Source organism: Pseudomonas sp. JUb52 (assembly GCF_004341115.1).
GTDB lineage: Bacteria > Pseudomonadota > Gammaproteobacteria > Pseudomonadales > Pseudomonadaceae > Chryseomonas > Chryseomonas oryzihabitans.
In genome coordinates this window covers 144,653-167,734 of sequence record NZ_SLYS01000002.1, presented here as the reverse complement: position 1 = coordinate 167,734, position 23,082 = coordinate 144,653, and the positions used below count along the sequence as shown (strand labels likewise).

20 protein-coding genes and 1 tRNA gene are annotated in these 23,082 nt (G+C 67.2%); 5 read left to right on the top strand and 16 right to left on the bottom strand.

Annotated elements, in window-relative coordinates; genetic code table 11:
* Nucleotides 1-126: 126 nt before the first annotated feature.
* From EC839_RS03965 to EC839_RS03925, 9 genes are all read right to left on the bottom strand, one after another.
* A complete protein-coding gene (locus EC839_RS03965; RefSeq protein ID WP_007158532.1) occupies nt 127-837 on the bottom strand; it encodes a YfdX family protein in 711 nt (236 codons plus the stop codon).
* Nucleotides 838-1,042: 205 nt separating this feature from the next.
* The gene (gene gudD, locus EC839_RS03960; protein ID WP_007158531.1) at nt 1,043-2,401 is read right to left on the bottom strand and encodes a glucarate dehydratase; all 1,359 of its coding nucleotides are present in this window, start codon (nt 2,399-2,401) and stop codon (nt 1,043-1,045) included.
* 16 nt (nt 2,402-2,417) lie between these two features.
* Complete coding sequence (locus tag EC839_RS03955) at nt 2,418-3,773, bottom strand: MFS transporter (RefSeq protein WP_132832210.1); 1,356 nt, start codon at nt 3,771-3,773, stop codon at nt 2,418-2,420.
* Between the two features lie 148 nt (nt 3,774-3,921).
* A complete protein-coding gene (locus tag EC839_RS03950; RefSeq protein WP_007158529.1) occupies nt 3,922-4,956 on the bottom strand; it encodes a LacI family DNA-binding transcriptional regulator in 1,035 nt (344 codons plus the stop codon).
* Between the two features lie 78 nt (nt 4,957-5,034).
* Complete coding sequence (locus EC839_RS03945) at nt 5,035-5,949, bottom strand: hydroxymethylglutaryl-CoA lyase (protein WP_007158528.1); 915 nt, start codon at nt 5,947-5,949, stop codon at nt 5,035-5,037.
* Entirely contained in the window at nt 5,946-7,880 is a 1,935-nt protein-coding gene (locus tag EC839_RS03940) for an acetyl/propionyl/methylcrotonyl-CoA carboxylase subunit alpha (RefSeq protein WP_007158527.1), read from the bottom strand. The genes EC839_RS03945 and EC839_RS03940 overlap by 4 nt, the downstream gene beginning before the upstream one ends.
* Nucleotides 7,877-8,677, bottom strand: coding sequence for an enoyl-CoA hydratase-related protein (locus tag EC839_RS03935; protein WP_007158526.1), 801 nt, complete (start codon nt 8,675-8,677; stop codon nt 7,877-7,879). Before EC839_RS03935 ends, EC839_RS03940 begins: the two co-directional genes overlap by 4 nt.
* A 3-nt stretch (nt 8,678-8,680) precedes the next feature.
* Nucleotides 8,681-10,288, bottom strand: coding sequence for a carboxyl transferase domain-containing protein (locus tag EC839_RS03930; protein WP_007158525.1), 1,608 nt, complete (start codon nt 10,286-10,288; stop codon nt 8,681-8,683).
* Nucleotides 10,289-10,298: 10 nt separating this feature from the next.
* Entirely contained in the window at nt 10,299-11,462 is a 1,164-nt protein-coding gene (locus EC839_RS03925) for an isovaleryl-CoA dehydrogenase (RefSeq protein ID WP_007158524.1), read from the bottom strand.
* Between the two features lie 367 nt (nt 11,463-11,829).
* On the opposite strand from EC839_RS03925, the gene EC839_RS03920 reads away from it, so the two are divergent.
* The gene (locus tag EC839_RS03920) at nt 11,830-12,738 is read left to right on the top strand and encodes a LysR family transcriptional regulator (RefSeq protein WP_132832209.1); all 909 of its coding nucleotides are present in this window, start codon (nt 11,830-11,832) and stop codon (nt 12,736-12,738) included.
* A gap of 20 nt (nt 12,739-12,758) precedes the next feature.
* Here EC839_RS03920 and EC839_RS03915 read toward each other — a convergent pair whose 3' ends face one another.
* From EC839_RS03915 to EC839_RS03890, 6 genes are all read right to left on the bottom strand, one after another.
* The gene (locus EC839_RS03915; RefSeq protein ID WP_007158522.1) at nt 12,759-12,983 is read right to left on the bottom strand and encodes a DUF2188 domain-containing protein; all 225 of its coding nucleotides are present in this window, start codon (nt 12,981-12,983) and stop codon (nt 12,759-12,761) included.
* Nucleotides 12,984-13,102: 119 nt separating this feature from the next.
* A complete protein-coding gene (aldA, locus tag EC839_RS03910; RefSeq protein ID WP_007158521.1) occupies nt 13,103-14,536 on the bottom strand; it encodes an aldehyde dehydrogenase in 1,434 nt (477 codons plus the stop codon).
* A 13-nt stretch (nt 14,537-14,549) separates the two neighbouring features.
* Nucleotides 14,550-15,350: an aldolase/citrate lyase family protein gene (locus EC839_RS03905; protein ID WP_007158520.1), complete on the bottom strand. Its 801-nt coding sequence runs from the start codon at nt 15,348-15,350 to the stop codon at nt 14,550-14,552.
* Nucleotides 15,351-15,370: 20 nt separating this feature from the next.
* Complete coding sequence (locus tag EC839_RS03900; RefSeq protein WP_007158519.1) at nt 15,371-16,705, bottom strand: MFS transporter; 1,335 nt, start codon at nt 16,703-16,705, stop codon at nt 15,371-15,373.
* 21 nt (nt 16,706-16,726) lie between these two features.
* Nucleotides 16,727-17,911, bottom strand: coding sequence for an L-rhamnonate dehydratase (rhmD, locus tag EC839_RS03895; protein ID WP_007158518.1), 1,185 nt, complete (start codon nt 17,909-17,911; stop codon nt 16,727-16,729).
* Between the two features lie 12 nt (nt 17,912-17,923).
* Nucleotides 17,924-19,222 (bottom strand): MFS transporter, encoded by a 1,299-nt coding sequence (locus tag EC839_RS03890; protein WP_132832208.1) that lies wholly within the window; start codon nt 19,220-19,222, stop codon nt 17,924-17,926.
* 179 nt (nt 19,223-19,401) lie between these two features.
* Here EC839_RS03890 and EC839_RS03885 point away from each other — a divergent pair, with 179 nt between their 5' ends.
* From EC839_RS03885 to EC839_RS03870, 4 genes are all read left to right on the top strand, one after another.
* A complete protein-coding gene (locus EC839_RS03885) occupies nt 19,402-20,349 on the top strand; it encodes a LysR family transcriptional regulator (RefSeq protein ID WP_007158516.1) in 948 nt (315 codons plus the stop codon).
* 161 nt (nt 20,350-20,510) lie between these two features.
* Nucleotides 20,511-20,587: transfer RNA gene (locus tag EC839_RS03880), tRNA-Asp, on the top strand.
* A 157-nt stretch (nt 20,588-20,744) separates the two neighbouring features.
* Nucleotides 20,745-21,320, top strand: coding sequence for a hypothetical protein (locus EC839_RS03875; protein WP_007158515.1), 576 nt, complete (start codon nt 20,745-20,747; stop codon nt 21,318-21,320).
* A 349-nt stretch (nt 21,321-21,669) separates the two neighbouring features.
* A complete protein-coding gene (locus EC839_RS03870) occupies nt 21,670-22,044 on the top strand; it encodes a histone-like nucleoid-structuring protein, MvaT/MvaU family (protein ID WP_007158514.1) in 375 nt (124 codons plus the stop codon).
* A 304-nt stretch (nt 22,045-22,348) separates the two neighbouring features.
* Here the strand turns inward: EC839_RS03870 and EC839_RS03865 are convergent, their stop codons facing one another.
* A complete protein-coding gene (locus tag EC839_RS03865) occupies nt 22,349-23,038 on the bottom strand; it encodes a response regulator (RefSeq protein WP_007158513.1) in 690 nt (229 codons plus the stop codon).
* Nucleotides 23,039-23,082 lie beyond the last annotated feature (44 nt).

Genomic DNA, 23,082 nt, shown 5'->3' with positions numbered 1-23,082 from the left:
AGTCTCCACGAATCACCTGTCGTGGAGTCACCCTAGACCTCGCCTCCCTGGCATTCAATCAACCTGAAGGCGGAATCGTTACGCTGAAGTTAACGATCCCGCCTGCATCAGGCCGCCGCGACCGCCTCAGGTCTTGTCGACCGGAGTGAACACCGTGGTGGTCTTGGAGAACCAGCCGGTGGGTGTCACGTCGACGTTGGCGTTATCGTATCTCAGGCTGTTCTGCACCTGCTTGAGCGTCAGGTTGGCCTGCCAGTATTGCTCGTGGCCCAGCTCCCGATTGGCCCTGTGCACCAGATCCAGGGTTTCCTGGGCCGGCAGCACGTCGGTGGAGTAGTCGACGTCGACGCCGGCCACCTTGAGGATCTCGCCGGCGGCCTTGGTATCGCCCTGCTGGATCTTCTCGTTGGCCTGGGCCACGGCCTGGTTCTTGGCCGGGGTGGCGACATAGTCGTCACGCAGCGCCATGCCGCTCCAGATCGGCAGCCAGGACGTAGCCTTGGCGTCCTGCGCGGAGACCTGCATGAGTTTGCCGTCCTGACCGCGCAGGTCCCTGGCCGACTTGAGGTAGGCGGTCTTGTCGGTCTGGGCGGTCTGCAGCGCGCTCTCGGCGGCGGCCAGGTGCTGCTTGGCCTGATCGACATGGGCCTCGAAGAGGTCCTGGCGGGCGGCGACCACGTCCATGAAAGCCTGCTGGCCCTGCTGGGAGATCGCCGGCAGGGTGGCGACCTGCTGGGTGGCGATGTCGGGTCGGGTGTCGGCCAGGGCGGCGGTGGAAAACACCGAGGCGATGGTCAGGACGAGGAGGCTCTTGGCGATACGACGATTGAGGTTCATGTGCTTCTCCCGGATACGAAAGTAACTGGAACCGCGGGGGTATCGGGCAGGGTTGCGAGATACCTTGGGGTCAGTGTCCATCCGGTGAGCTTAACGAACGCTTAGCAGGCTATCGGTAGGTGTAATTCCAGGTGTCGGACGCTGGAACGGAAACAGTGCCCGCCCCGGAGAGTCCGGAGCGGGCACTGTTGGCGGGCCGAAGGGCCTAGCGCACCAGGCAGGGCTTCTTGTTATCGAAGGTCCAGTTGGGCGAGAGGAATTGCATGGCCATGGCGTCGTCGCGCGCGCCGAGGCCCTTGGCCTTGTACAGCTCGTGGGCGCGGGCCAGGGCGTCCAGGTCCAGCTCCACGCCCAGGCCGCCCTGCTGCGGCACCGCCACCAGGCCGCCCTTGATCTCCAGCGGTTGCCGGGTCAGGCGCTGGCCGTCCTGCCAGATCCAGTGGGTGTCGATGGCGGTGATCTTGCCCGGCGCCGCGGCGGCGACGTGGGTGAACATGGCCAGGGAAATGTCGAAGTGATTGTTGGAGTGCGAACCCCAGGTCAGGCCCCAGTCGTTGCACATCTGCGCCACCCGCACCGAGCCCTGCAGGGTCCAGAAGTGCGGATCGGCCAGGGGGATGTCCACCGATTGCAGCTGGATGGCGTGACCCATCTGGCGCCAGTCGGTGGCGATCATGTTGGTGGCGGTGGGCAGGCCGGTGGCGCGGCGGAATTCGGCCATGACTTCGCGTCCGGAATAGCCGTTCTCCGCGCCACAGGGGTCCTCCGCATAGGCCAGCACGTGATGCTGGTCGCGGCACAGGCGGATGGCTTCCTTGAGCGACCAGGCGCCGTTGGGGTCCAGGGTCACGCGTGCCTCGGGGAAGCGCTCGGCCAGGGCGGTGACCGCCTCGATCTCGGCGTCGCCGCTGAGTACGCCGCCCTTGAGCTTGAAGTCCTTGAAGCCGTAGCGGTCGTAGGCCGCCTCGGCCAGGCGCACCACGGTCTCGGGGGTCAGGGCCTCTTCGTTGCGTACGCGGAACCAGGCGTCGTCGCTCTCGGCTTCGCTGCGGTAGTCCAGGGTGGTCTTGTTGCGGTCGCCAACATAGAACAGATAGCCGAGCATCTCCACGGCGTCGCGCTGCTGGCCTTCGCCGAGCAGGGCCGCCACCGGCACCTCCAGGTGCTGGCCGAGCAGGTCGAGCAGGGCGGCTTCCAGGGCGGTGACGGCGTGGATGGTGATGCGCAGGTCGAAGGTCTGTAGGCCACGGCCGCTGGCATCGCGACCGGCGAAGGCCTGGCGGACCTGGCCGAGGATGCGCTGGTACTGCCCCAGCGGCTGGCCGATGAGGAATTGGCGGGCGTCTTCCAGCGTCTGGCGGATGCTCTCGCCGCCGGGCACCTCGCCGACGCCGGTGCGGCCGGCGCTGTCCTTGAGGATCAGCACGTTGCGGGTGAAGTAGGGGCCATGGGCGCCGCTCAGGTTGAGCAGCATGCTGTCCTGGCCGGCGACGGGCACGACTTCCAGCGAGGTGACCACCGGGGTGCCGGTGTGCAGGGCGGGGGTGGCGTTGAATTGGGTCATGGTCGGGCTCCTTCGATCAGCGAGAGGTTTCAACGGCGAGCGGGGCTTCGGCAGGCGGCGTGGGTACGCCGCGCAACTCGACGCGCTTGATCTCGCCGACGACGAACAGGTAACTGATGGCGGCCACCAGGGCATTGGCACCGACGAACACCAGGGCCATCTTGAAGGAACCGGTGGCGGCGATGATGTAGCCGATGATGATCGGGGTGGTGATGGAGGACAGGTTGCCGATGGTGTTGAACAGGCCACCGGAGAGGCCGGCGATCTGCTTGGGCGAGGTGTCGGAGACCACCGCCCAGCCCAGGGCGCCGATGCCCTTGCCGAAGAAGGCCATGGCCATGAAGCCCACCACCATCCAGTCGGCGTCGACGTAGTTGCAGAGGATCATGCTCATCGACAGCAGCATGCCGGCGACGATGGGGGGCTTGCGCGCCACGCTCAGGCTGCTGCCGCGACGCAGCAGCCAGTCGGAGATCACCCCGCCGAGCACGCCGCCGATGAAGCCGCAGATGGCCGGCAGGGAGGCGATGATGCCGGCCTTGAGGATGGTCATGCCGCGTTCCTGCACCAGGTACACGGGGAACCAGGTGAGGAAGAAGTAGGTGAGGGCGTTGATGCAGAACTGGCCCAGGTAGATGCCGGCCATCATGCGATTGGTCAGCAACTGGCCGATGTAGCTCCACTTCGGACCTTCGCTCTTCTTGCCGGGGGTGTCCAGGTCGACCAGGCCGCCGTTGCTGGCGATGTACTCGACCTCGGCGCTGTTGGCGCGGGGATGTTCGCGGGGGCTGTAGATCACCGCCATCCACACCGCCGAGAAGGCGATGCCCAGGGCGCCCATCACCACGAAGACGTGCTGCCAGCCGAAGTGGTAGACGATCCAGCCCATCAGCGGCGCGAACAGCACGGTGGCGAAGTACTGCGCCGAGTTGAAGATGGCCGAGGCGGTGCCGCGCTCCTTGGTGGGGAACCAGGCGGCGACGATGCGAGCGTTGCCGGGGAAGGAGGGCGCTTCGGCCAGGCCGACCATGAATCTCAGGGCGAACAGCAGGAACACCGCGGTGCCGATGCCGAATTCACCGATGTAGCCTTGCAGCATGGTGAACACCGACCAGGTGAAGATGCTCGCCGCATAGACCTTCTTCGAACCGAAGCGGTCCAGCAGCCAGCCGCCGGGGATCTGGCCGAGCACATAGGCCCAGCCGAAGGCGGAGAAGATGTAGCCGAGGGAGACGGCACTGATGCCGAGGTCTTTTTGCAGGGCGGAGCCGGCGATGGAAATGGTGGCGCGGTCGGCATAGTTGATCGTGGTCACCACGAACAGCATGAACAGGATCAGATAGCGGACGCGCGTCTGCTTGGTTTCGTGCATGGAGAGCTCCCACTGGTTTGTTTTTGTGTGCGGGCTGACATCGTGTAGCGGGCTTAGGTTGTAAGTCGTCTGACAACGATAGCGTTATCATTAAACAGATAACGCTATCATTCAACCGTTAAATCTGTGGCCGGGCGCAAAAAAGTGGCTAGGAACTCTGGCGCTCGATTAGGGCAAAACCGGTGTCGAGGCTTACCGCAGTTTGATCGCCCGCGAGGCGGTCGAGCAGCGCCTGGGCGACACGCTGGCCCATGGCATCGGCGTTGACGCTGACCGTGGACAGCGCCGGGGTGGCGAAGCGGCCGTTGGTGGTATCGCCGAAGCCGACCACCGCCAGCTGTTCGGGGATGCGCAGGCCGCGGCTGCTGGCTTCGGCGACCACACCCAGGGCCAGGGTGTCGGAGCTGCACAGCACCAGTTGCGGGGGCTCGGGGCGTTCCAGCAGGCGCGCCAGGCCGATGCGGCCGACTTCCCAGGTGGCGGGTAGGGGCAGCACTTCCATGGGCAATTCGGGGATGCCCAGTTCGACCAGGCGGGCCTGCAGAGCCAGGTTGCGGCGCATGGCGCGAGGATCGTCCACCGAGATCACCCCGAAGCGGCGATAGCCGCGGGCGACGAAGTGCTCCGCCAGGGCGACGCCGACCTGCTCGTGGGAAAAGCCCACCTGCATGTCCAGGGCCTCGGCGCTCAGGTCCCAGGCTTCCACCACCGGGATGTTCAGCGCCGCCAGCCGCGCGCGACTGGCCGGGGTGTGCAGGGTGCCGGTGAGGACGATGCCATCGGGGCGGCGGCCGAGGATGGCTTCCAGCAGTTCCTCTTCCTTTTCCGGCGAATAGCCGGTCGGACCGATCAGCGCCTGGTAGCCCGCCGCGGTGAGGCGATCCATAATCGCCTGCACCACGGTGGCATAGATGGAATTGGCGATGGTGGGCAAGAGGATGGCCACCAGCCGGCTCTTGCTGGAGGCCAGGCTGCCCGCCAGCAGATTGGGTACGTAGCCCAGTTCCTTGACCACGGCCAGGACATGCTCGCGGGTGGCGGCGCTCACCAGGCTCGGGCGGTGCAGCGCCCGGGACACGGTAATGGGCGACACCCCGGCGGCGAGGGCGACCTCGCGCACGGTGAGGGGCAGCTCGGTGGTGCCATCGAGCTGGGCGAGTTCGCGTCGGGACTTCCTGGCCAAAGCGGGTCCTTGGATGAGAGAGGCCGCCATTATGAGAGCAAGCCCCGGCGGTTGCCATGGGCGCCGGCCAGAGCCCGGCTAGTTGACCGCTCGCGTTGCCCGGGCGCGGCCGACCCGCGATTGACTGGGGCGACCGAGCAGGGCGGAAACGTCCCGTCCGGCGTGGACCAGTCTCTCCAGGTCGACGCCAGACGCTATGCCCAGGCCATCCAGCAGATAGACCAGGTCCTCGCTGGCGACATTGCCGCTGGCGCCCTGGGCATAGGGACAGCCGCCGAGCCCGGCGACGGAGCTGTCGAACACCGCGACGCCTTCGAGCAGGCTGGCGTAGACGTTGGCCAGGGCTTGGCCGTAGGTGTCGTGGAAATGCCCGGCCAGTTGGCTGAGCGGCACCTCCCGGCCCAGTCGCTGCCAGAGCGCCCGGGTCCGGCCCGGGGTGCCGACGCCGATGGTATCGCCCAGGGAGACCTCGGCGCAGCCCAGCTCCAGCAGTTCGCGGGTCACGCTCGCCACCTGGTCGGTTGCGACCTCGCCATCGTAGGGGCAGCCCAGCACGCAGGACACATAGCCGCGCACCCGGATGCCCGCCGCCCGCGCGTCCTCGACCACGGGCACGAAGCGCGCCAGGCTCTCGGCGATGGAGCAATTGATGTTGCGCTGGGAGAAGCCCTCCGAGGCGGCGGCGAACACGGCGATCTCGTCCACCCCCGCTGCCAGGGCGGCTTCGAAACCTTTCAGGTTGGGCACCAGTACCGAACGCATCACGCCCTCGGGCCGGCCGAGTCCTGTCAGCACCTCGGCGGTCCCGGCCATCTGCGGCACCCAGAGTGGCGAGACGAAGCTGCCCACTTCCAGATGCTGCACGCCGCTGGCGACTAGCGCCCTGCACAGCTGGATGCGCTCGGCGATGCCCAGCGCCTGGGGCTCGTTCTGCAGGCCATCGCGGGGTCCGACCTCGACCAGCCGCACCCGGGACGGCAAGGCCTCGCTCATGGCGCCACCTCGTCCAGTTCTATCAGGGGGGTGCCCTCGGCCACCAGCTCACCGGGGCTGCAGAACAGCGCGCCCACGACGCCGGCACGGGGCGCGCGGATGCTGTGTTCCATCTTCATCGCCTCCAGTACCACCAGCGGGGCCCCGGCTTCCACGGTGTCGCCCACGGCCACCGAGACGGCTACCACACTAGCGTTCATCGGCGCGGTGAGGCCACCGGCATCCGCCTGGCGCGCGACCTCGGCCAGCGGATCGGCCCAGGTGACGGCTTCGAAACGGTCCTGCCATTCGACAAACAGCGTCGGCCCTCGGCGATGGAGGCGGGCGCTGTGGCGAACGCCGTCCACCTGCCAGTGGAGCCGATCACCGCTCAATGCGACGGCCCGCGGGTCGACCAGGCTCAGGCTGCGCACCTCGCCACGACAGGCCAGGCGCAGCGCGATGCGCGGTGGTCCACCCAGGCGCCAGCCCTGGCGGGACGCCCAGGGTGACGTGGGATCGGCAGCGGCGGGCAGCGTCGCCAGCCAGGCCTGGCCCGCCAGGGTCCAGAAGGTCTCCGGCAGTTCTGCGGGTGCGGGCAGCAAGGCCGCCTGATGCCGCTCGATGAAACCGGTGTCCAGCTCTGCCGCGGCAAAGGCCGGATGGGCGAGCAGGCGCTGCAGGAAGGCGAGGTTGGTGGCGAAGCCGCCCACCGCGGTGTCTTCGAGCATGGCCAGCAACCGCTTGCGCGCCTGTTCGCGGCTGTCGCCCCAGGCGATCAGCTTGGCCAGCATGGGATCGTAGAAGGGCGACACCTCGTCACCTTCCTCCACGCCGCTGTCCACCCGCCGCCCGGGACCGGCCGCGGGCTCGCGATAAAGCTGCAGGGTGCCCGAGGCCGGCAGGAAGCCCTGGTCGGTGTCCTCGGCATAGAGGCGCACCTCGATGGCATGGCCGTGCAAGGGCACCTGCGCCTGGGTGAGGGGCAGGGGTTCGCCCGCGGCCACGCGCAGCTGCCAGGCCACCAGGTCCAGGCCGGTGATGGCCTCGGTGACCGGGTGCTCCACCTGCAGCCGCGTATTCATCTCCATGAAGAAAAAGTCGCCACGGGCGTCGAGCAGGAATTCCACGGTGCCGGCGCCGACGTAGCCGATGGCCTGGGCCGCCTGCACCGCCGCCTCGCCCATGGCCCGGCGCAGGTCGGGCGTGAGACCCGGCGCGGGCGCCTCCTCGATCACCTTCTGGTGGCGGCGCTGGATGGAGCAGTCGCGTTCGTTGAGATAGAGGCAATGGCCGTGCGCATCGGCGAACACCTGGATCTCCACATGGCGCGGTTGCAGCACGTATTTCTCCACCAGCATCCGCGCATCGCCAAAGGCCGAGAGCGCTTCGCGCTGGGCCGAGGCGAGGCCCTCGGCCAGGTCGGCTTCGCGCTCGACGATCTTCATGCCCTTGCCGCCGCCGCCGGCGGTGGCCTTGAGCAGGACCGGATAGCCGATGCGCGCCGCGGCGTCACGAAAGGTGGCCAGGGACTGGTCCTCGCCGTGATAGCCCGGCACCAGGGGCACCCCGGCATCGGTCATCAGCGCCTTGGCCGCGGACTTGCTGCCCATGGCGCGGATCGCCGCGGCGGGAGGACCGACGAAGACCAGCCCGGCCGCGGCCACCGCCTCGGCGAAGGCGGCATTCTCGGACAGGAAGCCGTAGCCCGGATGGATCGCCTGGGCGCCGGTGGCCAGGGCCGCGGCGATGATGCGCTCGCCCAGCAGATAGCTGTCGGCCGGCTTGGTCCCGCCCAGGTCCACTGCCTGATCGGCCTGGCGCACATGGCGGGCGTCGGCATCAATGGCGCTGTGCACGGCGACGGTACCCAGGCCGAGGGCCTTGGCCGTACGCGTCACCCGGCAGGCGATCTCGCCGCGGTTGGCGACGAGCAGACGGTCGAAGGTCATGGCGAGGTCTCCTGCCAGGCGGGACGACGTTTCTCCAGAAAGGCCTGCAGGCCTTCCTGGGCTTCGGGGGTGACGCGTACCTCGGCGATCAGGCCCTCGGTGAAGGAGCGCACCTCGGCGCGGGGTGCGCCCGCGCCAGCGCCGTCCAGCAACCGCTTGCAGGCGCGCAATGCCTGGGGCCCGTTGTCCAGCAGCCGGGCGATCCAGGCCTCGACCAGGGTGTCCAGGTCGGCAGCAGGCGCCGTCTCGGCCACCAGGCCCAGTTCGGCGGCGCGTTCGCCGGAAAAGCGCTCGGCGCCGAGCATGTAGCGCCGCGCCATGCGCTCGCCCAGGGCGCGAGTCACGAAGGGCGCGATGACCGCCGGCACCAGGCCGATGCGCACCTCCGACAGGCAGAAGATGGCATCGCCCGCGGCCAGGGCCAGGTCGCAGCAGCTGACCAGGCCCACCGCGCCGCCAAAGGCCGCGCCCTGGACCACCGCCAGAGTCGGCATCGGCAAGGCCTGCAGGCGATACATCACCTCGGCCAGGCGCTCGGTGTCGGCGCGATTGGCGGCGGCGTCCAGGCGGGCCGAGGCCTGCATCCAGGCGAGGTCGGCGCCGGCGCAGAAGTGCCGCCCGCGGCCACGGAGCAGCAGAAAGCGCAGGGCTTGATCGCTGGCGATTTGGGCGAGCACGATCCCCAGCTCCGCGATCAGCTGCGCATCCAGGGCATTGTGGCGATCCGGGCGGTCGAGCCAGAGGGTGGCGAAGCCGCGTGGATCACGGATCAGTTCCAGGGTGTGGAAGTCAGTCATGGCCTACATCCGGAAGACGCCGAAGGTCGTCGGCTCGAGAGGGGCGTTGAGGCTGGCCGACAGGGCCAGGGCGAGGACTTCGCGGGTCTGGGTCGGGTCGATCACCCCGTCGTCCCACAGCCGCGCGCTGGAATAGTGGGCATGGGCCTGGCGTTCGTACTGCTCGACGATGGGGGCCTTGATGCGTGCCGCTTCCTCGTCGTCGAAGGCCTCGCCGGCGCGTTCGGCCTGCTCGCGCTTGACCTGCACCAGCACCCCGGCCGCCTGCTCGGCACCCATCACGCCGATGCGCGCGTTGGGCCACATCCACAGGAAGCGTGGATCGTAGGCGCGACCGCACATGCCGTAGTTGCCGGCGCCAAAGCTGCCGCCGATGATCACGGTGAACTTGGGCACCCGGGCGCAGGCCACCGCGGTGACCAGCTTGGCGCCGTGCTTGGCGATGCCGCCTTCCTCGTATTTCCTGCCCACCATGAAGCCGGTGATGTTCTGCAGGAACAGCAGCGGGATGCGGCGCTGGCAGGCCAGTTCGATGAAGTGCGCGCCTTTCTGCGCCGATTCGGCGAAGAGGATGCCGTTGTTGCCGAGGATGGCCACCGGATGGCCGTGCAGGTGGGCGAAGCCGCAGACCAGGGTGGTGCCGAATTGCGCCTTGAATTCATCGAAGACGCTGCCGTCCACCAGCCGCGCGATCACCTCGCGCACCTCCAGCGGCTGCTTGGGATCGGCCGGCACCAGTCCGTGCAACTCCTCGGCCGGGTAGAGGGGCGGGATAGGCGTCTTCAGCTGCAAGTCGCCCAGCTTGCGCCAGTTGAGGTTGGCGATGCAGCGCCGGGCCAGGGCCAGGGCATGGGCATCGTCTTCGGCGTAGTGATCGGCCACGCCGGAGGTCCGGCAATGGACATCGGCGCCGCCCAGCTCCTCGGCGCTGACCACCTCGCCGGTGGCGGCCTTCACCAGCGGCGGGCCGGCGAGAAAGATGGTGGCCTGCTGGCGCACCATGATGGTCTCGTCGCTCATGGCCGGCACATAGGCGCCACCGGCGGTGCAGGAACCCATCACCACGGCGATCTGCGGGATGCCCTGGGCGCTCATGGTCGCCTGGTTGAAGAAGATTCGCCCGAAGTGCTCGCGGTCGGGGAAGACGTCCTCCTGGCGCGGCAGGTTGGCGCCGCCGGAATCCACCAGATAGAGGCAGGGCAGGCGATTCTGCAGGGCGATGGCCTGGGCGCGCAGGTGCTTCTTTACCGTAAGCGGATAGTAGGAGCCGCCCTTCACCGTGGCGTCGTTGGCGATGATCATGCACTCGACGCCCTCGATGCGGCCGATGCCGGCCACCACCCCGGCGGCCGGTACCTCTTCCTCGTAGACGTCGAGGGCGGCCAAGGCGCCGATTTCCAGGAAGGGCGAGCCCGGGTCCAGCAACAGATCGATGCGCGCGCGGGGGAGCAGCTTGCCGCGCGCGGTATGGCGCGCCTGGGCCCTGGCCCCGCCGCCTTCGCGGATGCGCGCCAGCAGCCCGTCGAGCCGGGCCAGTTGTTCGGCCATGGCGGCGGCGTTGCGCTGGTAGTCCGGGGTGCGCCGGTTCAGCGTGGAGGTCAGCACGGTCATGAAGGCGTCCTCACCGGGTTTCGTTGAACAGCTCGCGGCCGATCAGCATGCGGCGGATCTCGCTGGTGCCGGCGCCGATCTCGTAGAGCTTGGCGTCGCGCAGCAGGCGGCCGGTGGGGTATTCGTTGATGTAGCCGTTGCCACCGAGGATCTGGATGGCTTCCAGGGCCATCTGGGTGGCCTTCTCGGCGGTGTAGAGAATCACCCCGGCGGCGTCCTTGCGGGTGGTCTCGCCGCGGTCGCAGGCCTGGGCCACGGCATAGAGATAGGCGCGGCTGGCGTTGAGGCCGGTGTAGAGATCGGCCACCTTGCCCTGGATCAGCTGGAATTCGCCGATGCTCTGGCCGAATTGCTTGCGGTCGTGGACATAGGGCAGCACCACGTCCAGGCAGGCCTGCATGATGCCCACCGGGCCGCCGGCGAGCACCACCCGCTCGTAGTCCAGGCCGCTCATCAGCACCTTGACCCCGCCATTGACCTGGCCCAGCACGTTGTCCTCCGGCACCTCCACGTCGTCGAAGAACAACTCGCAGGTGTTGGAGCCGCGCATGCCCAGCTTGTCGAACTTGCTGCCACGGCTGAAACCCTTCCAGTCACGCTCGACGATGAAGGCGGTGATGCCATGGGCCGCCTTTTCCGGTTCGGTCTTGGCGTAGATGACATAGGTGTGGGCATCGGGTCCGTTGGTGATCCAGGTCTTGCTGCCATTGAGCACATAGCGATCGCCGCGGCGTTCGGCGCGCAGCTTCATGGAGACCACGTCCGAGCCGGCATTGGGTTCGCTCATGGCCAGGGCGCCGACGTGCTCGCCGCTGACCAGTCCGGGTAGGTAGCGGGCCTTCTGCGCGGCGCTGCCATTGCGATGGATCTGGTTGACGCAGAGATTGGAATGGGCGCCGTAGGACAGGGCCACCGAAGCCGAGCCGCGGCTGATCTCTTCCATGGCCACCGCATGGGCCAGGTAGCCGAGTCCTGCGCCGCCGTATTCCTCGCCCACGGTGATGCCGAGCAGCCCCAGGTCACCAAAGGTGCGCCAGAGATCCATGGGGAAGCTGTTGCTGGCATCGATCTCGCCCGCGCGGGGCGCCACCTCGCGGGCGACCAGGGTGCGCACCTGATCGCGCAGCAGGTCGAGGGTCTCGCCCAGGGCGAAGTTGAGACTCGGGTAGCTCATGGGGTCACCTGTTGTTGGGATTGTCGGGTGCGAGCGGTCAGCCGAACAGGCGTGCGCAGGGCGGCCGCCAGGCACGGTGCGGAGCGGAAAGGGACAGGGCGGGGCGGCGTTATCGGCCAGGCGCGGGCGTTGTCCGAAAGCGATAGCCGCAAGGACGTCGGGCAGGGCCGCCGACGGCTGGGCAAGGGTGCGCTCGACGCGCGGGTGCGGAACGCGGGCGCCAGGGCGCTCATGGTCCGTCCTCCTGTTCATTGTTCTTGTCATGGCGACCGCAAGAGGAAGGCGGCGCGCCTGTGCCTCTGAGTCTAGGAGGAGATATGCGCTATCGTGAAACGATAAAAATAGAATCCAGGTATTGGAAAATCAGATGGCATTGCACCAGGACATCTCGATGCGGCAGCTGCGCTACTTCGTCGCCGCCGCCGAGAACAGCCAGTTTTCCCTGGCCGCCAGCGCGGTCAACGTCAGTCAGTCCGCAGTCACCACGGCGGTCAGTCAGCTGGAGGCGAGGCTCGCCGTGCGGTTGTTCGAGCGCCTGCCCCATGGGGTAAAGCTCACCGCCGAGGGGCACCAGTTCTATCACCATGCCCGGCACATCCTCGACACCCTGCAGGACGCCGTCAGCCAGCCGCTGTTCCAGAGTCATGCCCTGACTGGCCAGGCGCGCGTCGGCGCCTCCTATGCGGTGCTCGGCTACTACCTGCCGACCCTGCTGGCGCGCTTCAAGCGCAGCTATCCGCAGATCGACATCGACCTGCGCGACATGGACCGACCCAGCATCGAAGCCGGCATCACCGACGGCACCCTGGAGCTGGGTCTCACCGTCATCTCCAACGTCGACGCCACCCAGCCCTTCGAGCGTCATCTGCTGATGCGCTCGCCGCGTCAGCTCTGGCTGCCCAGCGCCCATCCGCTGCTGGCGCCGGAGCGCGTCACCCTGGCCGATATCGCCCCCTATCCCTACATCCTTGCCACGGTGGACGAAGGCGAGACCTCCACGTTGCGCTATTGGCGCGCGGCAGGCCTGGAACCCAACGTGGTGTTCAAGACCTCGTCCATGGAATCCCTGCGCGGCCTGGTCGCCCACGGCTTCGGCGTGACCATCCTATCCTACATGCTCTATCGCGGCTGGTCGCTGGAAGGCCGCAAGCTGGAAGCCCGCCCGGTGGCCGATGCCATCCCGCCCATGGAGCTGGGCCTGATCTGGAGTCCCGAGGAACGCCTGGGCACTGGCGCTCAGGCGTTTCGGCAATTCCTGGTGTCGGCGGCGGGGTAGCGGGGCAAGGCGCCTCGACCTCAGCCCTTGGACTGCGCCGGGTCCGCACTGCGTGGATAGGTACGCTCTTCCTCGATGCGGCCATCCGCGGTGTGGATCTTGACGCTGCCGGTCTTGCCGTCCAGGTATTGCGCGGCCTGGTGGACGATGGCGTCCTTGGTCGAGGCCTTCAGCAGGGCGCGATCGCCGTGCTCTTCCTTGAATTCCCAGCCGGTGTCGGTGGGTAGGATGTGGTAGTTCTGCATCTGGTCTCCCTGGGGCCCTTGGCCCTTGCCTGGTCTTGGGTTGCGCCTGTTTCGACCCGCTTTGGCTCAAGAACATTCGAGCGAAGCGGCGCAGTCAGGCCAGAAACAGGCCGCGCTACTCAGCCCTGCAGATAGACCACCTGGGTGTGGGTGTACTCATAGAGGCCGTGCTTGCCGTCGGCGCCGCCGATGCCGGACTTGCGCACCCCGGCATGGTAGCCCTGCATGGCTTCGAAGTTCTCCCGATTGATGTAGGTCTCGCCAAAGTCGATCTCGCGCATGGCGTGCATGGCCTTGCCCAGGCTGCGGGTATAGACGGAGGAGGTGAGGCCGTATTCGCAGTCGTTGGCCAGGGCGATGGCTTCGTCGAGATCATCGACTATTTGGATCGGCAGCACCGGGCCAAAGATCTCTTCGCGCATGATCGGCATGTCCGCGCGACAGTCCGCCAGCACCGTGGGCTGGAAGTGAAAGCCGCGACCCAGGTCGGCACGACGGCCACCGGTGACCAGCCGGGCGCCCTGGCCGAGGGCGACGTCGACCTTGGCCGCCACCTTGTCCAGGCCGGCGGCGTTGATCAGCGGTCCCATCTCCACGCCGGTGTCGGCCTGGGGGTCGCCATAGCGGGTGGCGGCCATGGCGCGGCCGATGCGCTCGATGAAGTCCTCGGCCACCGCTCGCTCCACATAGACCCGTTCGGCGCAGTTGCACACCTGCCCGGTGTTGATGATGCGTGAATCGCGGATCGCCCGGACCGCCAGGTCCAGGTCGGCATCGGCCAGGACGATGGCCGGCGCCTTGCCGCCCAGCTCCAGGTTGAGCTTGGTCAGATTCGGCGCAGCAGCGGCCATGATCCGCGAGCCGGTGGCGACGCTGCCGGTAAAGCTGACCATGTCGATGCCGGCATGGGCGCTGAGCTGGCCCCCCACGGAACCGGCGCCGCTGACCAGGTTGAACACGCCGAGCGGCAGATCCGTCTCGGCCACCAGGCGGGCGAATTCATGGGCATTGATCGGGGTTTCTTCGCTGGACTTGATGACGATGGTGTTGCCGGTGAGCAACGCCGGCGCCAGCTTGCGGGCGATCAGGAAGAAGGGGAAGTTCCAGGGCAGGATGCCGGCCACCACGCCCAGTGGCTTGCGCAGCAGAAAGATCTGCTCGTCGGGTCTGTCGCTGGTGATGATCTCGCCTTCGATGCGCCGTGCCCACTCGGCCATGTAGTCGAGGTAGTCGGCGGTGAAATTGACCTCCACCTCGGCCAGACCGTGGATCTTGCCCTGTTCGGCGACAATCGTTTGGGCCAGTCGTGGTGCCTGCTCGCGCAGCTTGGCGGCGATGCGTCTGAGATGGCCGGCCCGCTCGATCGCCGGTTTGCGGGCCCAGGCCTTTTGCGCGCGGCGGGCGGCGGCGATGGCCTGGTCGACGTCGTCGCGGCTGGAGGCCGGCACCCGGGCTAGGGCCTCGCCGGTGGCCGGGTTGTGGACGAGAAAGTCCTCGGCGGCCGGCAGGAAACGGCCATCGATGTAGTTCTGGTAAAGGGGCAGATCGGCCATGGCGGACTCCAGGTCAGTAGGTGCGAGAGGGCGCCTGGGGCGCGTCGAGGGGGCGATAGCGGGCCAGGTTGGCCAGCGCTGCCTGGCGGAACAGGCTGATGTCGATGCCGACGGCGACGAACTGGCAACCCCAGTCGCGATAACGCCGGGCATCGTCTTCCTGGGGCGCCAGGATCCCGGCCACCTTGCCGGCGGCGCGGGTGGCGTCGATGGCGGCGCGGATGCGCGCCTGCACCTCGGGATGGCCCGGATTGCCGGCGTGACCGAGGCCGCTGGAGAGATCGGCCGGACCGACGAAGACGGCATCCACCCCTTCCACCGCGGCGATCTCGGCGACGTTGTCGCTGCCCAGTCGCGATTCCACCTGGACGATCAGGCACAGCTCGGTATGGGCGTTGTGCAGGTAGTCGGGCACCGCGTCCCAGCGGGTGGCGCGGGCCAGGCCGCCGCCGACGCCACGGATGCCATGCGGGGGATAGCGCATGGCCCGCACCAGGGCGCGGGCCTGGTCGGCGGTCTCCACCATGGGCACCATCAGCGTCTGCACGCCGATGTCCAGCAACTGCTTGATCAGCACCGCATCGCCAGTCACGCAGCGCACGACCGGCGCCGTGGGGTAGGGCGCCACCGCCTGCAACTGGGCGAGGATGCTCGGTACCGTGTTGGGTGCGTGTTCGCCGTCGATCAGCAGCCAGTCGTAGCCGGTGCTGGCGGCGATTTCGGCGGCATAGCCGGTGGCGAATCCGGCCCAGAGGCCATAGAGGGTATCGGTGCCCGTGAGGCGGGCCTTGAAGGGATTGCGTGGCAGGTCCATGACGTTGGTCTCCAGGGGAATCAGCAAGGGGTGTCGGGCAGGCGCACCAGCAGGCCGTAGCTCAGGGCGCCGGCCACCGCGACCGCGGCGGCGATGCCGAGGGCGAGGCCGAAGGAGCCGGTCTGCTGGACGATCATGCCGGTGATGACCGGGGCGAAGGCGCCGCCGAAGTAGCCGCCGAAATTCTGGATGCTGGCCAGCGAGGCCACCTGGTGCGAGGGCACGGCGACACTCACCAGCGACCAGGTGCCGGCCACCGCCACGTTGAGGCTGAACAGCGCCAGGCTGAAACAGAGGATGACGCTGCCGATGCCGATCACCCCGGCGCTGCACAGAGCGAACAGCCCGGCTGCGACCAGACCGCCGCAGATCGGCAGCTTGCGGCTGAAGGCCAGGCTGCGCCCGCTACGGGTCAGGCGATCCACCAGCAGGCCACCGCCGATCACGCCACAGGCGCCGGCCAGGAACGGCAGGCTGGCGACCCAACCGGCCTGGGACAGGGACAGGTGATGGACCCGTTCCAGGTAGGCCGGCAGCCAGGTCAGGAACAGCGACAGCATGTAGATGATGCCCACGTAGCCGATCACCACGCCCCAGGTCAGGCGGCGGCGGAACAGCCCCAGCCAGTCGGCGAAGGTCAGTCGCTGGCCGGCGTCCTGGGGTAGCAGCCCGGCGTCCAGGTGCGCCCGCTCGGCGGCGTCCAGCGCCACCTGGACCCGATCGCGATAGCTCAGGTACCAGAGCGCCGCCACCAGGACCCCCAGCACGCCCATGGCGATGAACATCTGCCGCCAGCCCAGCCACAGCAGCAGGGCGGTGAGGATCGGCTGGGAGATCGCCGGTCCCAGGGAGGAGGAGAGGTTGAAGATGCCGGAGGGCAGGCCGCGCTCGCGTACGTTGAACCACTCGCTGACCACCTTGGCGCCGGCCGGGAATTGCGGCGCCTCGCCGATGCCCAGGCCGACGCGGGCGAGGATCATCAGGTGCAGGCTGCTGAGGAGCCCGAGCACGCCCTGGGCGATGGACCAGAGGCAGATGCCCAGGCCCAGGGTCAGGCGCGCGCCGAAGCGATCCAGCAGGCCGCCGATGGGCAGCTGGGCGAAGGCATAGGCCCAGGCGAAGGCCGACAGCAGCAGGCCCATCTCGGTCGGCGTGAAGCCCAGCTCGCCACTGATGGTCTGGTTGGCGATGGCCAGGGTGCTGCGGTCCAGGTAGTTGACGAAGCCGGCCAGCACCAGCAGCGCCAGAGCGATCACCTGGACCCGCTTGAGGCGGGCACTCTTGGGTGGCAGCGGCGTCGCCGCGGGGCGCGCATCCGGCAGGGGCGTCGCCAGGGTGTCTTGAGTCGCTTTCATCCAGCCCTCCTGGGCAACGCCTCAGCGGCGATAGGGACGTTCCAGGGCGCACTCCGGATTGAGGCGCACGCCGAAGCCGGGCCGATCCAGCGCCGAGGCGCGCATGCGGCCGCGCACCGGGACGGGTTCGTCGAGCAACTGCGGATGAAACATGGGCACCACCTCGTCGGCCTTGGGCGCCATCATCAGGAACTCGGCGAAAGGACTGTTGGTGCGGGTGATGACGAAGTGGTAGCTGTAGACCGAGGAGCCGTGGGGCACCACCAGGGCGTTGTGGGCATCGGCCAGGGCCGAGATGCGGATCAGCTCGGTGAGGCCGCCGCACCAGCCCACGTCCGGCTGCAGGATGTCGCAGCAACCCATTTCCAGCAGCAGGCGAAAGCCCCAGCGGGTGGCCTCGTGCTCGCCGGTGGTGACCAGCATGCCCTTCGGCACGTTGCGTTTGAGTTCGGCATAGCCCCAGTAGTCGTCCGGCGGCAGCGCCTCCTCGATCCACTTGAGCCCGAATTGCTGGGCGCCCTGGGCCAGGCGGGTGGCGTAGTTGAGGTCCAGGCTCATCCAGCAGTCGAGCATCAGCCAGAAGTCGTCGCCGACCCGTTCGCGCATGGTCGCCAGGGCCTCCAGGTTCTTGCGCAAGCCTTCCTCGCCTTCGGCCGGGCCATGCTGCAGCGGCAACTTGCCGCCGATGAAGCCCATCTCTTTAGCCAGGTCCGGCCGGGCGCCGGTGGCATAGAACTGCAATTCGTCGCGCACGGCGCCGCCGAGCAACTGGTGCACCGGCTCCTGGCGCAGCTTGCCGAGCAGGTCCCAGAGTGCGAGATCCACCCCGGAGATGGTGTTGAGCACGATGCCCTTGCGCCCGTAGTAGAGGGTGGAGAGGTACATCTGGTCCCAGATCTTTTCCAGGTCGGTGACCTTGGCACCCTCCAGGAAGCGCGCCAGATGCCGCTCGACGATGAAGGCGCCCAGCTCGCCGCCGGTGGTGACGGCGAAGCCCACGGTGCCGTCGCTGGCCTCGACTTCCACCACCAGGGTGCCCAGCACATTGATGCCGAAACTGCGCCGGCTCTGGCGGTATTCCGGGTACTTGGCCATGGGCGTGGCGATGTGGTCGTCGATCCAGTGGCCGTCGCCCTGGTCGTGGTAGTCGGCGCCGCCGCCGCGAAGGGTGTAGGCGCGCACCTGCTTGATGGTGGGTAGGGTCATGGCGAGGCTCCCTTAATGACTGGGCGTGAGCTGAGGTTGGGGATCGGCCTGGTCGCGGCGGCGCAGGCAGAGGATCAGGGCGGCGGCGACCAGGGTGGTGCCGGCGAGCAGATAGAGGCCGGCGCCGGGGTGGGCGAAGGTCACCTCGGCCCAGCGCTTGGCCAGGGGCGCGATGAAGCCGCCGATGGCGCCGCAGGTATTGATCAGGGCGATGCCGCCCGCGGCGGCGCTACCGCGCAACTGGTCGGACGGAAAGGTCCAGAACAGTGGCTGCACGGCGATGAAGCCGGCGGCGGCGAAGCACAGGGCGATCAGCGCATAGAGCGGCGAGAAGGTCACCGAGGCGGCGATGCCCAGACCGGAGAAGGCCAGGGTGGCGGCGGCGGTGCGCCGGCGTTCGCCGGTGCGATCCGACCAGCTGGGGATCAGCCAGGCGGCGAGCAGGGCGCAGACCCAGGGAATCGCCGAGACCAGGCCGACCAGCAGCCCGACCTTCTGCCCGAGTAGCCCGGCCACCTGGGTCGGCAGATAGAAGACCACGCCATAGACGCTGGCCTGGATCAGCAGGTAGATGCTGCACAGTAGCAGGATGCGCGGCTGTCCGAGCAGGCGCAGCAGGCCGCCGTGGTGCGGCTTGGCGGCGTCCTCGGCGTCCAGCGCCTGCTGCAGCGTCTGCTTTTCTTCCGCACTCAGCCAACGGGCATCGCGCGGCCGATTGTCCAGGTAGAACCAGGCCCAGACACCCACCAGGCTGGCCAGTAGCCCTTCGACCAGGAACATCCATTGCCAGCCGTGCAGACCGGCGAAGCCGTCGAATTCCAGCAGCAGGCCCGACAGCGGACTGCCGAAGATGAAGGCCAGGGGCGCGCCGAAGTAGAAGAAACCCAGGGCCCGGGCGCGGTAGCGCGAGGGGAACCAGTAGGTGAGGTAGAGGATGACGCCCGGGAAGAAGCCGGCTTCGGCCACCCCGAGCAAGAAGCGCAGCACATAGAAGGCCGTCGCCGTGTGGGCGAACATCATGGCGGCGGAGATCAGACCCCAGCTGACCATGATCCGGCACATCCACAGCCGGGCGCCGACGCGGTGCATGATCAGGTTGCTGGGAATCTCAAGAAAGGCGTAGCCGACGAAGAAGACCCCGGCGCCAAAGGCGAAGGCCGCGTCGGAGATGCCGGTGTCGGCCTGGAAGGCGACCTTGGCGAAACCCACGTTGGCCCGATCGAGAAAGGCCATGACGTACATCAGCAGCAGGAAGGGCAGCAGGCGCCGGGTGACCTTGGCGACCAGCCCCGGTGACAGGGTGGTGTGCATGGCGATCTCTCTTGTTGTTGTGATTCGGCCACGGCTCAAGGTAGTCGCAGTTGCAATGCCTGGATAATTGCTTTTTGTTTAGGACCGATACCCTTAAGGTATCGATTCGCGCGCGGGGCTTGGCCAGAGCCTTCCCGCCCTGCAGGACCGCCGCCGCTCGCCCCATCAGGACGCCGCCAATGAACGCTTCCCCCCATGCCCGCGCGCTGTTCAGTCGCCTGCGCTACAAGCACCTGCTGATGCTGGTGACCCTGGCCGGCACCCGCAATCTGCACCGCGCCGCGGAAGCCCTGCACATGTCTCAGCCAGCCACCACGCGGATGCTGCAGGACGTCGAGGAAGCCTTTGGCTGCGCGCTGTTCGAACGCCAGGCGCGCGGCCTGAAGCCCACGGCGCTGGGCGCGGAGATCCTGGAGTTCGCCCGGCGCGCCCTCAATGGCCTGGATCGCTGCGCCGAAGACCTTGATGCGCGGCGCTCCGGTGGCTATGGGCATCTGGCGGTGGGCGCCATCATGGGCGCCTTGCCCGATCTGGTGGTGCGGGCCATCGCCGAGAGCAAGGCGCGCCAGCCGGGCCTGCAGCTACGCATCCTCGGCGACACCAGCGACCAGCTCACCGAGCTGCTGGAGCAGGAACGGATCGATGTGGCCATCGCCCGTTTCACCCAGCCGGCCGATCTCGGTCGCTTCACCTTCGAGCCCCTGGGCAACGAGCACCTGGCGGTGGTGGTGCGCACCGGGCATCCGCTGGCCGGGCGCGCCGCGCCCGATCTGGCCGAACTGGTGGCCGAGTGGCCGTGGATCCTGCAGCCCGAAGCCAGTCCGGCCCGGGTGGCGCTGGAGGCCGCCTTCGCCCGGCGCCAGTTGCCACCTCCCGCGGACGTCATCGAATGCGGCTCGGTATTCGCCATGCTGCAACTGGTACAGATCACCGACGCCATCCTGGTGCTGACCGAGGCGGTGGTGCGCGATCACCTGCGTACCGGGCTGATGGTCTCGCTCGACCTGGAGATCACCGAACCCCTGACGCCCTTCGGTATCCTGCTGCGCACGGGGCAGGTACCCAGCGCGGCCCTGGAAGGCTTTCTCGGCCTGCTCAGGCAGCAGGCCGCTGGCGCCGCGGCCTGAACGAGACGGGGGACGCCGCCGGCTGTGCACGGCGAGAAATATTTTCGCTACGCCTGTTGTTTCTTCCCTGAAAAATCAGTATCTTAGCGGCCGCTGGTGCAGAGAACCCCGCTGAACAGGTTCTCGGCAAGTGCCAGCAGGATGCCGCAAGGCTTCCATGCGCAGCGGTAGTTCAGTCGGTTAGAATACCGGCCTGTCACGCCGGGGGTCGCGGGTTCGAGTCCCGTCCGCTGCGCCACCTACCACCCGCGAGCTCTGGCTTGCGGGTAACGAAAGAAGCGGCCCTCGAGGCCGCTTTTTTTCGTCCTGCACTTTTGTCGCCAAGTCTTGCCGCCAGGAAAACCCCGACGCTTCGTTAGTCTCCAATGGCCTAACGTCGATGCGTAGGAGTGGCCATGAAGATCGCCTGTCTGGGTTGGGGGTCGTTGATCTGGAAGGCGGCGGAATTGCCGGTCGCCTCGGACTGGTTCGAGGACGGCCCCAAGTTGCCCATCGAATTCGCCCGGGAAGGTGACAGCGGCGAGTTGGCCACGGTCATCTGTGACGGTGTGGCCGAGGTCCAGGTGCTCTGGGCCTATCTGGCGGTCGACACCCTGGAAGAAGCGCGCGACGCCCTGCGTGAGCGCGAGGGGGTGCCAAGAGAGCAGCCCGAATGCATCGGCAGCTGGCCGAGTGGTCCGCATTCGCCCTTTCAGCCGCGCATCGCCGCCTGGGCCGCGGAGCAGGGCGTCGACGCCGTGGTCTGGACGGCCTTGCCGCCGCGCAGTGGTGGTCTGAATCAGCGCATGCCCACGGCGGCGGAAGCGCTCCACTATCTGCGCACCCTCGATCACGAGCGGCAGGCCCATGCGCGGGACTATATCCGGCGCACGCCCGTGGCCATAGATACCGAATACCGCCGGGTAATAGCCCAGACCTTCAACTGGCAGCCCCTGCCCGAAGCCCAGCCAGACCTGGACGCCTCGGCCTGACGCGCATGCCAGAGCGTCTAGCCAGGTCCAAGCCCGGAAGTTTTGCCAACTTCTGCATGATTATGCAGTTTAGTTGAGCGTTCTTACTTGGCTGGCTGTTCTTTGATGGCTTCGGTTACTACCGGGTAACTTGCGAAGAGGCCTCGCAAGACCTTGTTGGCGCCAATCCGCCGGCCTGGCTTAAGGTTTTCTTAATATTCAAACTTGCAGACACAAGAAGTGGCCTCTATTTTTTCAAAAGGATTACTTGTCGCTGGCATCCGGGGCATCAATCCTTTATTGTCGCGTGCAACTTTCGCCCGCGGGCGAAGTTTCCACCCGCTTTTTCAAATAGCCCTCAGGAGTGCCCATGTCCCGTCTCGCCGAATTCCGTGCCGCCGAAGAGCAACTTCGCGCCCAATTGCAGCTGCTCGAAGATCTCAAGCAGGACAGTTCCCTGCAAAAAGAAATCGAATTCGAAAGTAAGCTCCAGGCCCTGATGGATGAATACCACATGAACCTGGGCGATATCATCGGCATCCTGGATCCCAACGCTGCCCCCAAGCACAAGGCGCAGACGCCGCATCCGGAAAAGCCGGCAGGCAAGCGTCGTCCGCGCAGCACCAAGCGTTATCAGCATCCCAAGACCGGCGAAATCATCGAAACCAAGGGCGGCAACCACAAGTTGCTCAAGGCTTGGAAAGCCGAACACGGCGCCGATACCGTGGAAGGCTGGTTGCAGTAACGTCTCGACGGGATTGCAGTCGGTAGCCGTTCAAGGCGAGTCTACCGACTGGAATCTTTTCCCACCGCTGGAGCCTCTTCACCTCGCGCACTTCCGCCCTCTTCAAGTCCTTACCAGGGACGAATATGTTCCAGGCAGCTGCTCTAGCTGCAATCACCCCCGCATTCATCATATCTTTTAGTCGCCTCTAGGCTCATAAGAAAGGCCAGTGCCATTCAGACTTATGCAGAGGGTCTAGGGTGCGGGGATAACGGCGAAGGCGGCTTGTTTCCGCACTGGATAAGCGGCATTCAGCCCAGCAAGGCTAACCTTCGGCGCGCAGGCGATAACCCACGCCGGGCTCCGTGACGATATAGCGCGGTGCTACCGGATCGTCCCCGAACTTCTGTCGGAGATGGCCAATCACGATGCGCAGATAATGACTGTCCTGCGCATGGGTCGGGCCCCAGATATCGATCAGCAATTGCCGCTGGGTCACCACCCGTCCCGGATGTTGGGCGAGGGCGGCCAGCACGGCGTATTCCTTGCGCGTCAGGGCCACTTCGCTGCCGCCCAGTGTGACCCGGCGATAGGCGAAATCCACTTTAAGATCGCCAACCTCCAGCGCCGCCACCTGCTGGCTCGCCGTGGCCGAGGTCTGGCGCAACAGGGCGCGACTGCGCGCCAGGAATTCCTGGATACCGAAGGGCTTGGTCACGTAGTCGTTGGCGCCGGCATCCAGGGCGCGGACCTTCTCGCGTTCGTCCGCCCGCACCGACAGCACCAGCACCGGTACCGCGGACCATTCGCGCAATTCGACCAGCACCTCCTGGCCGTCGCGATCGGGCAGACCCAGGTCGAGAATCACCAGGTCCGGCTGGCCCAACGCCGCCTGGGCTAGGCCTTCGGTGCCGGTGGCGGCTTCGCTGACCTGGTAGCCCTGGGCCGCGAGACTGATGCGCAGGAATTTGCGGATCTGAAGTTCATCGTCGATGACGAGGACGTGAGCGGGCATCTGAACGGGTTCCACACGAGAGGGCGTCATCATAGCCGCTGCGG

What these genes read in the sequence shown, in the direction of transcription:
- EC839_RS03905 (WP_007158520.1), bottom strand. Translation starts at nt 15,350, where the DNA reads ATGGACCTGCCACGCAATCCCTTCAAGGCCCGCCTCACGGGCACCGAT.
- EC839_RS03930 (WP_007158525.1), bottom strand. Translation starts at nt 10,288, where the DNA reads ATGACCGTGCTGACCTCCACGCTGAACCGGCGCACCCCGGACTACCAG.
- EC839_RS03945 (WP_007158528.1), bottom strand. Translation starts at nt 5,949, where the DNA reads ATGAGCGAGGCCTTGCCGTCCCGGGTGCGGCTGGTCGAGGTCGGACCC.
- EC839_RS03870 (WP_007158514.1), top strand. Translation starts at nt 21,670, where the DNA reads ATGTCCCGTCTCGCCGAATTCCGTGCCGCCGAAGAGCAACTTCGCGCC.
- EC839_RS03875 (WP_007158515.1), top strand. Translation starts at nt 20,745, where the DNA reads ATGAAGATCGCCTGTCTGGGTTGGGGGTCGTTGATCTGGAAGGCGGCG.
- EC839_RS03885 (WP_007158516.1), top strand. Translation starts at nt 19,402, where the DNA reads ATGAACGCTTCCCCCCATGCCCGCGCGCTGTTCAGTCGCCTGCGCTAC.
- EC839_RS03965 (WP_007158532.1), bottom strand. Translation starts at nt 837, where the DNA reads ATGAACCTCAATCGTCGTATCGCCAAGAGCCTCCTCGTCCTGACCATC.
- EC839_RS03890 (WP_132832208.1), bottom strand. Translation starts at nt 19,222, where the DNA reads ATGCACACCACCCTGTCACCGGGGCTGGTCGCCAAGGTCACCCGGCGC.
- EC839_RS03935 (WP_007158526.1), bottom strand. Translation starts at nt 8,677, where the DNA reads ATGACTGACTTCCACACCCTGGAACTGATCCGTGATCCACGCGGCTTC.
- EC839_RS03915 (WP_007158522.1), bottom strand. Translation starts at nt 12,983, where the DNA reads ATGCAGAACTACCACATCCTACCCACCGACACCGGCTGGGAATTCAAG.
- EC839_RS03865 (WP_007158513.1), bottom strand. Translation starts at nt 23,038, where the DNA reads ATGCCCGCTCACGTCCTCGTCATCGACGATGAACTTCAGATCCGCAAA.
- rhmD (WP_007158518.1), bottom strand. Translation starts at nt 17,911, where the DNA reads ATGACCCTACCCACCATCAAGCAGGTGCGCGCCTACACCCTTCGCGGC.
- aldA (WP_007158521.1), bottom strand. Translation starts at nt 14,536, where the DNA reads ATGGCCGATCTGCCCCTTTACCAGAACTACATCGATGGCCGTTTCCTG.
- gudD (WP_007158531.1), bottom strand. Translation starts at nt 2,401, where the DNA reads ATGACCCAATTCAACGCCACCCCCGCCCTGCACACCGGCACCCCGGTG.
- EC839_RS03940 (WP_007158527.1), bottom strand. Translation starts at nt 7,880, where the DNA reads ATGACCTTCGACCGTCTGCTCGTCGCCAACCGCGGCGAGATCGCCTGC.
- EC839_RS03900 (WP_007158519.1), bottom strand. Translation starts at nt 16,705, where the DNA reads ATGAAAGCGACTCAAGACACCCTGGCGACGCCCCTGCCGGATGCGCGC.
- EC839_RS03920 (WP_132832209.1), top strand. Translation starts at nt 11,830, where the DNA reads ATGGCATTGCACCAGGACATCTCGATGCGGCAGCTGCGCTACTTCGTC.
- EC839_RS03925 (WP_007158524.1), bottom strand. Translation starts at nt 11,462, where the DNA reads ATGAGCTACCCGAGTCTCAACTTCGCCCTGGGCGAGACCCTCGACCTG.
- EC839_RS03955 (WP_132832210.1), bottom strand. Translation starts at nt 3,773, where the DNA reads ATGCACGAAACCAAGCAGACGCGCGTCCGCTATCTGATCCTGTTCATG.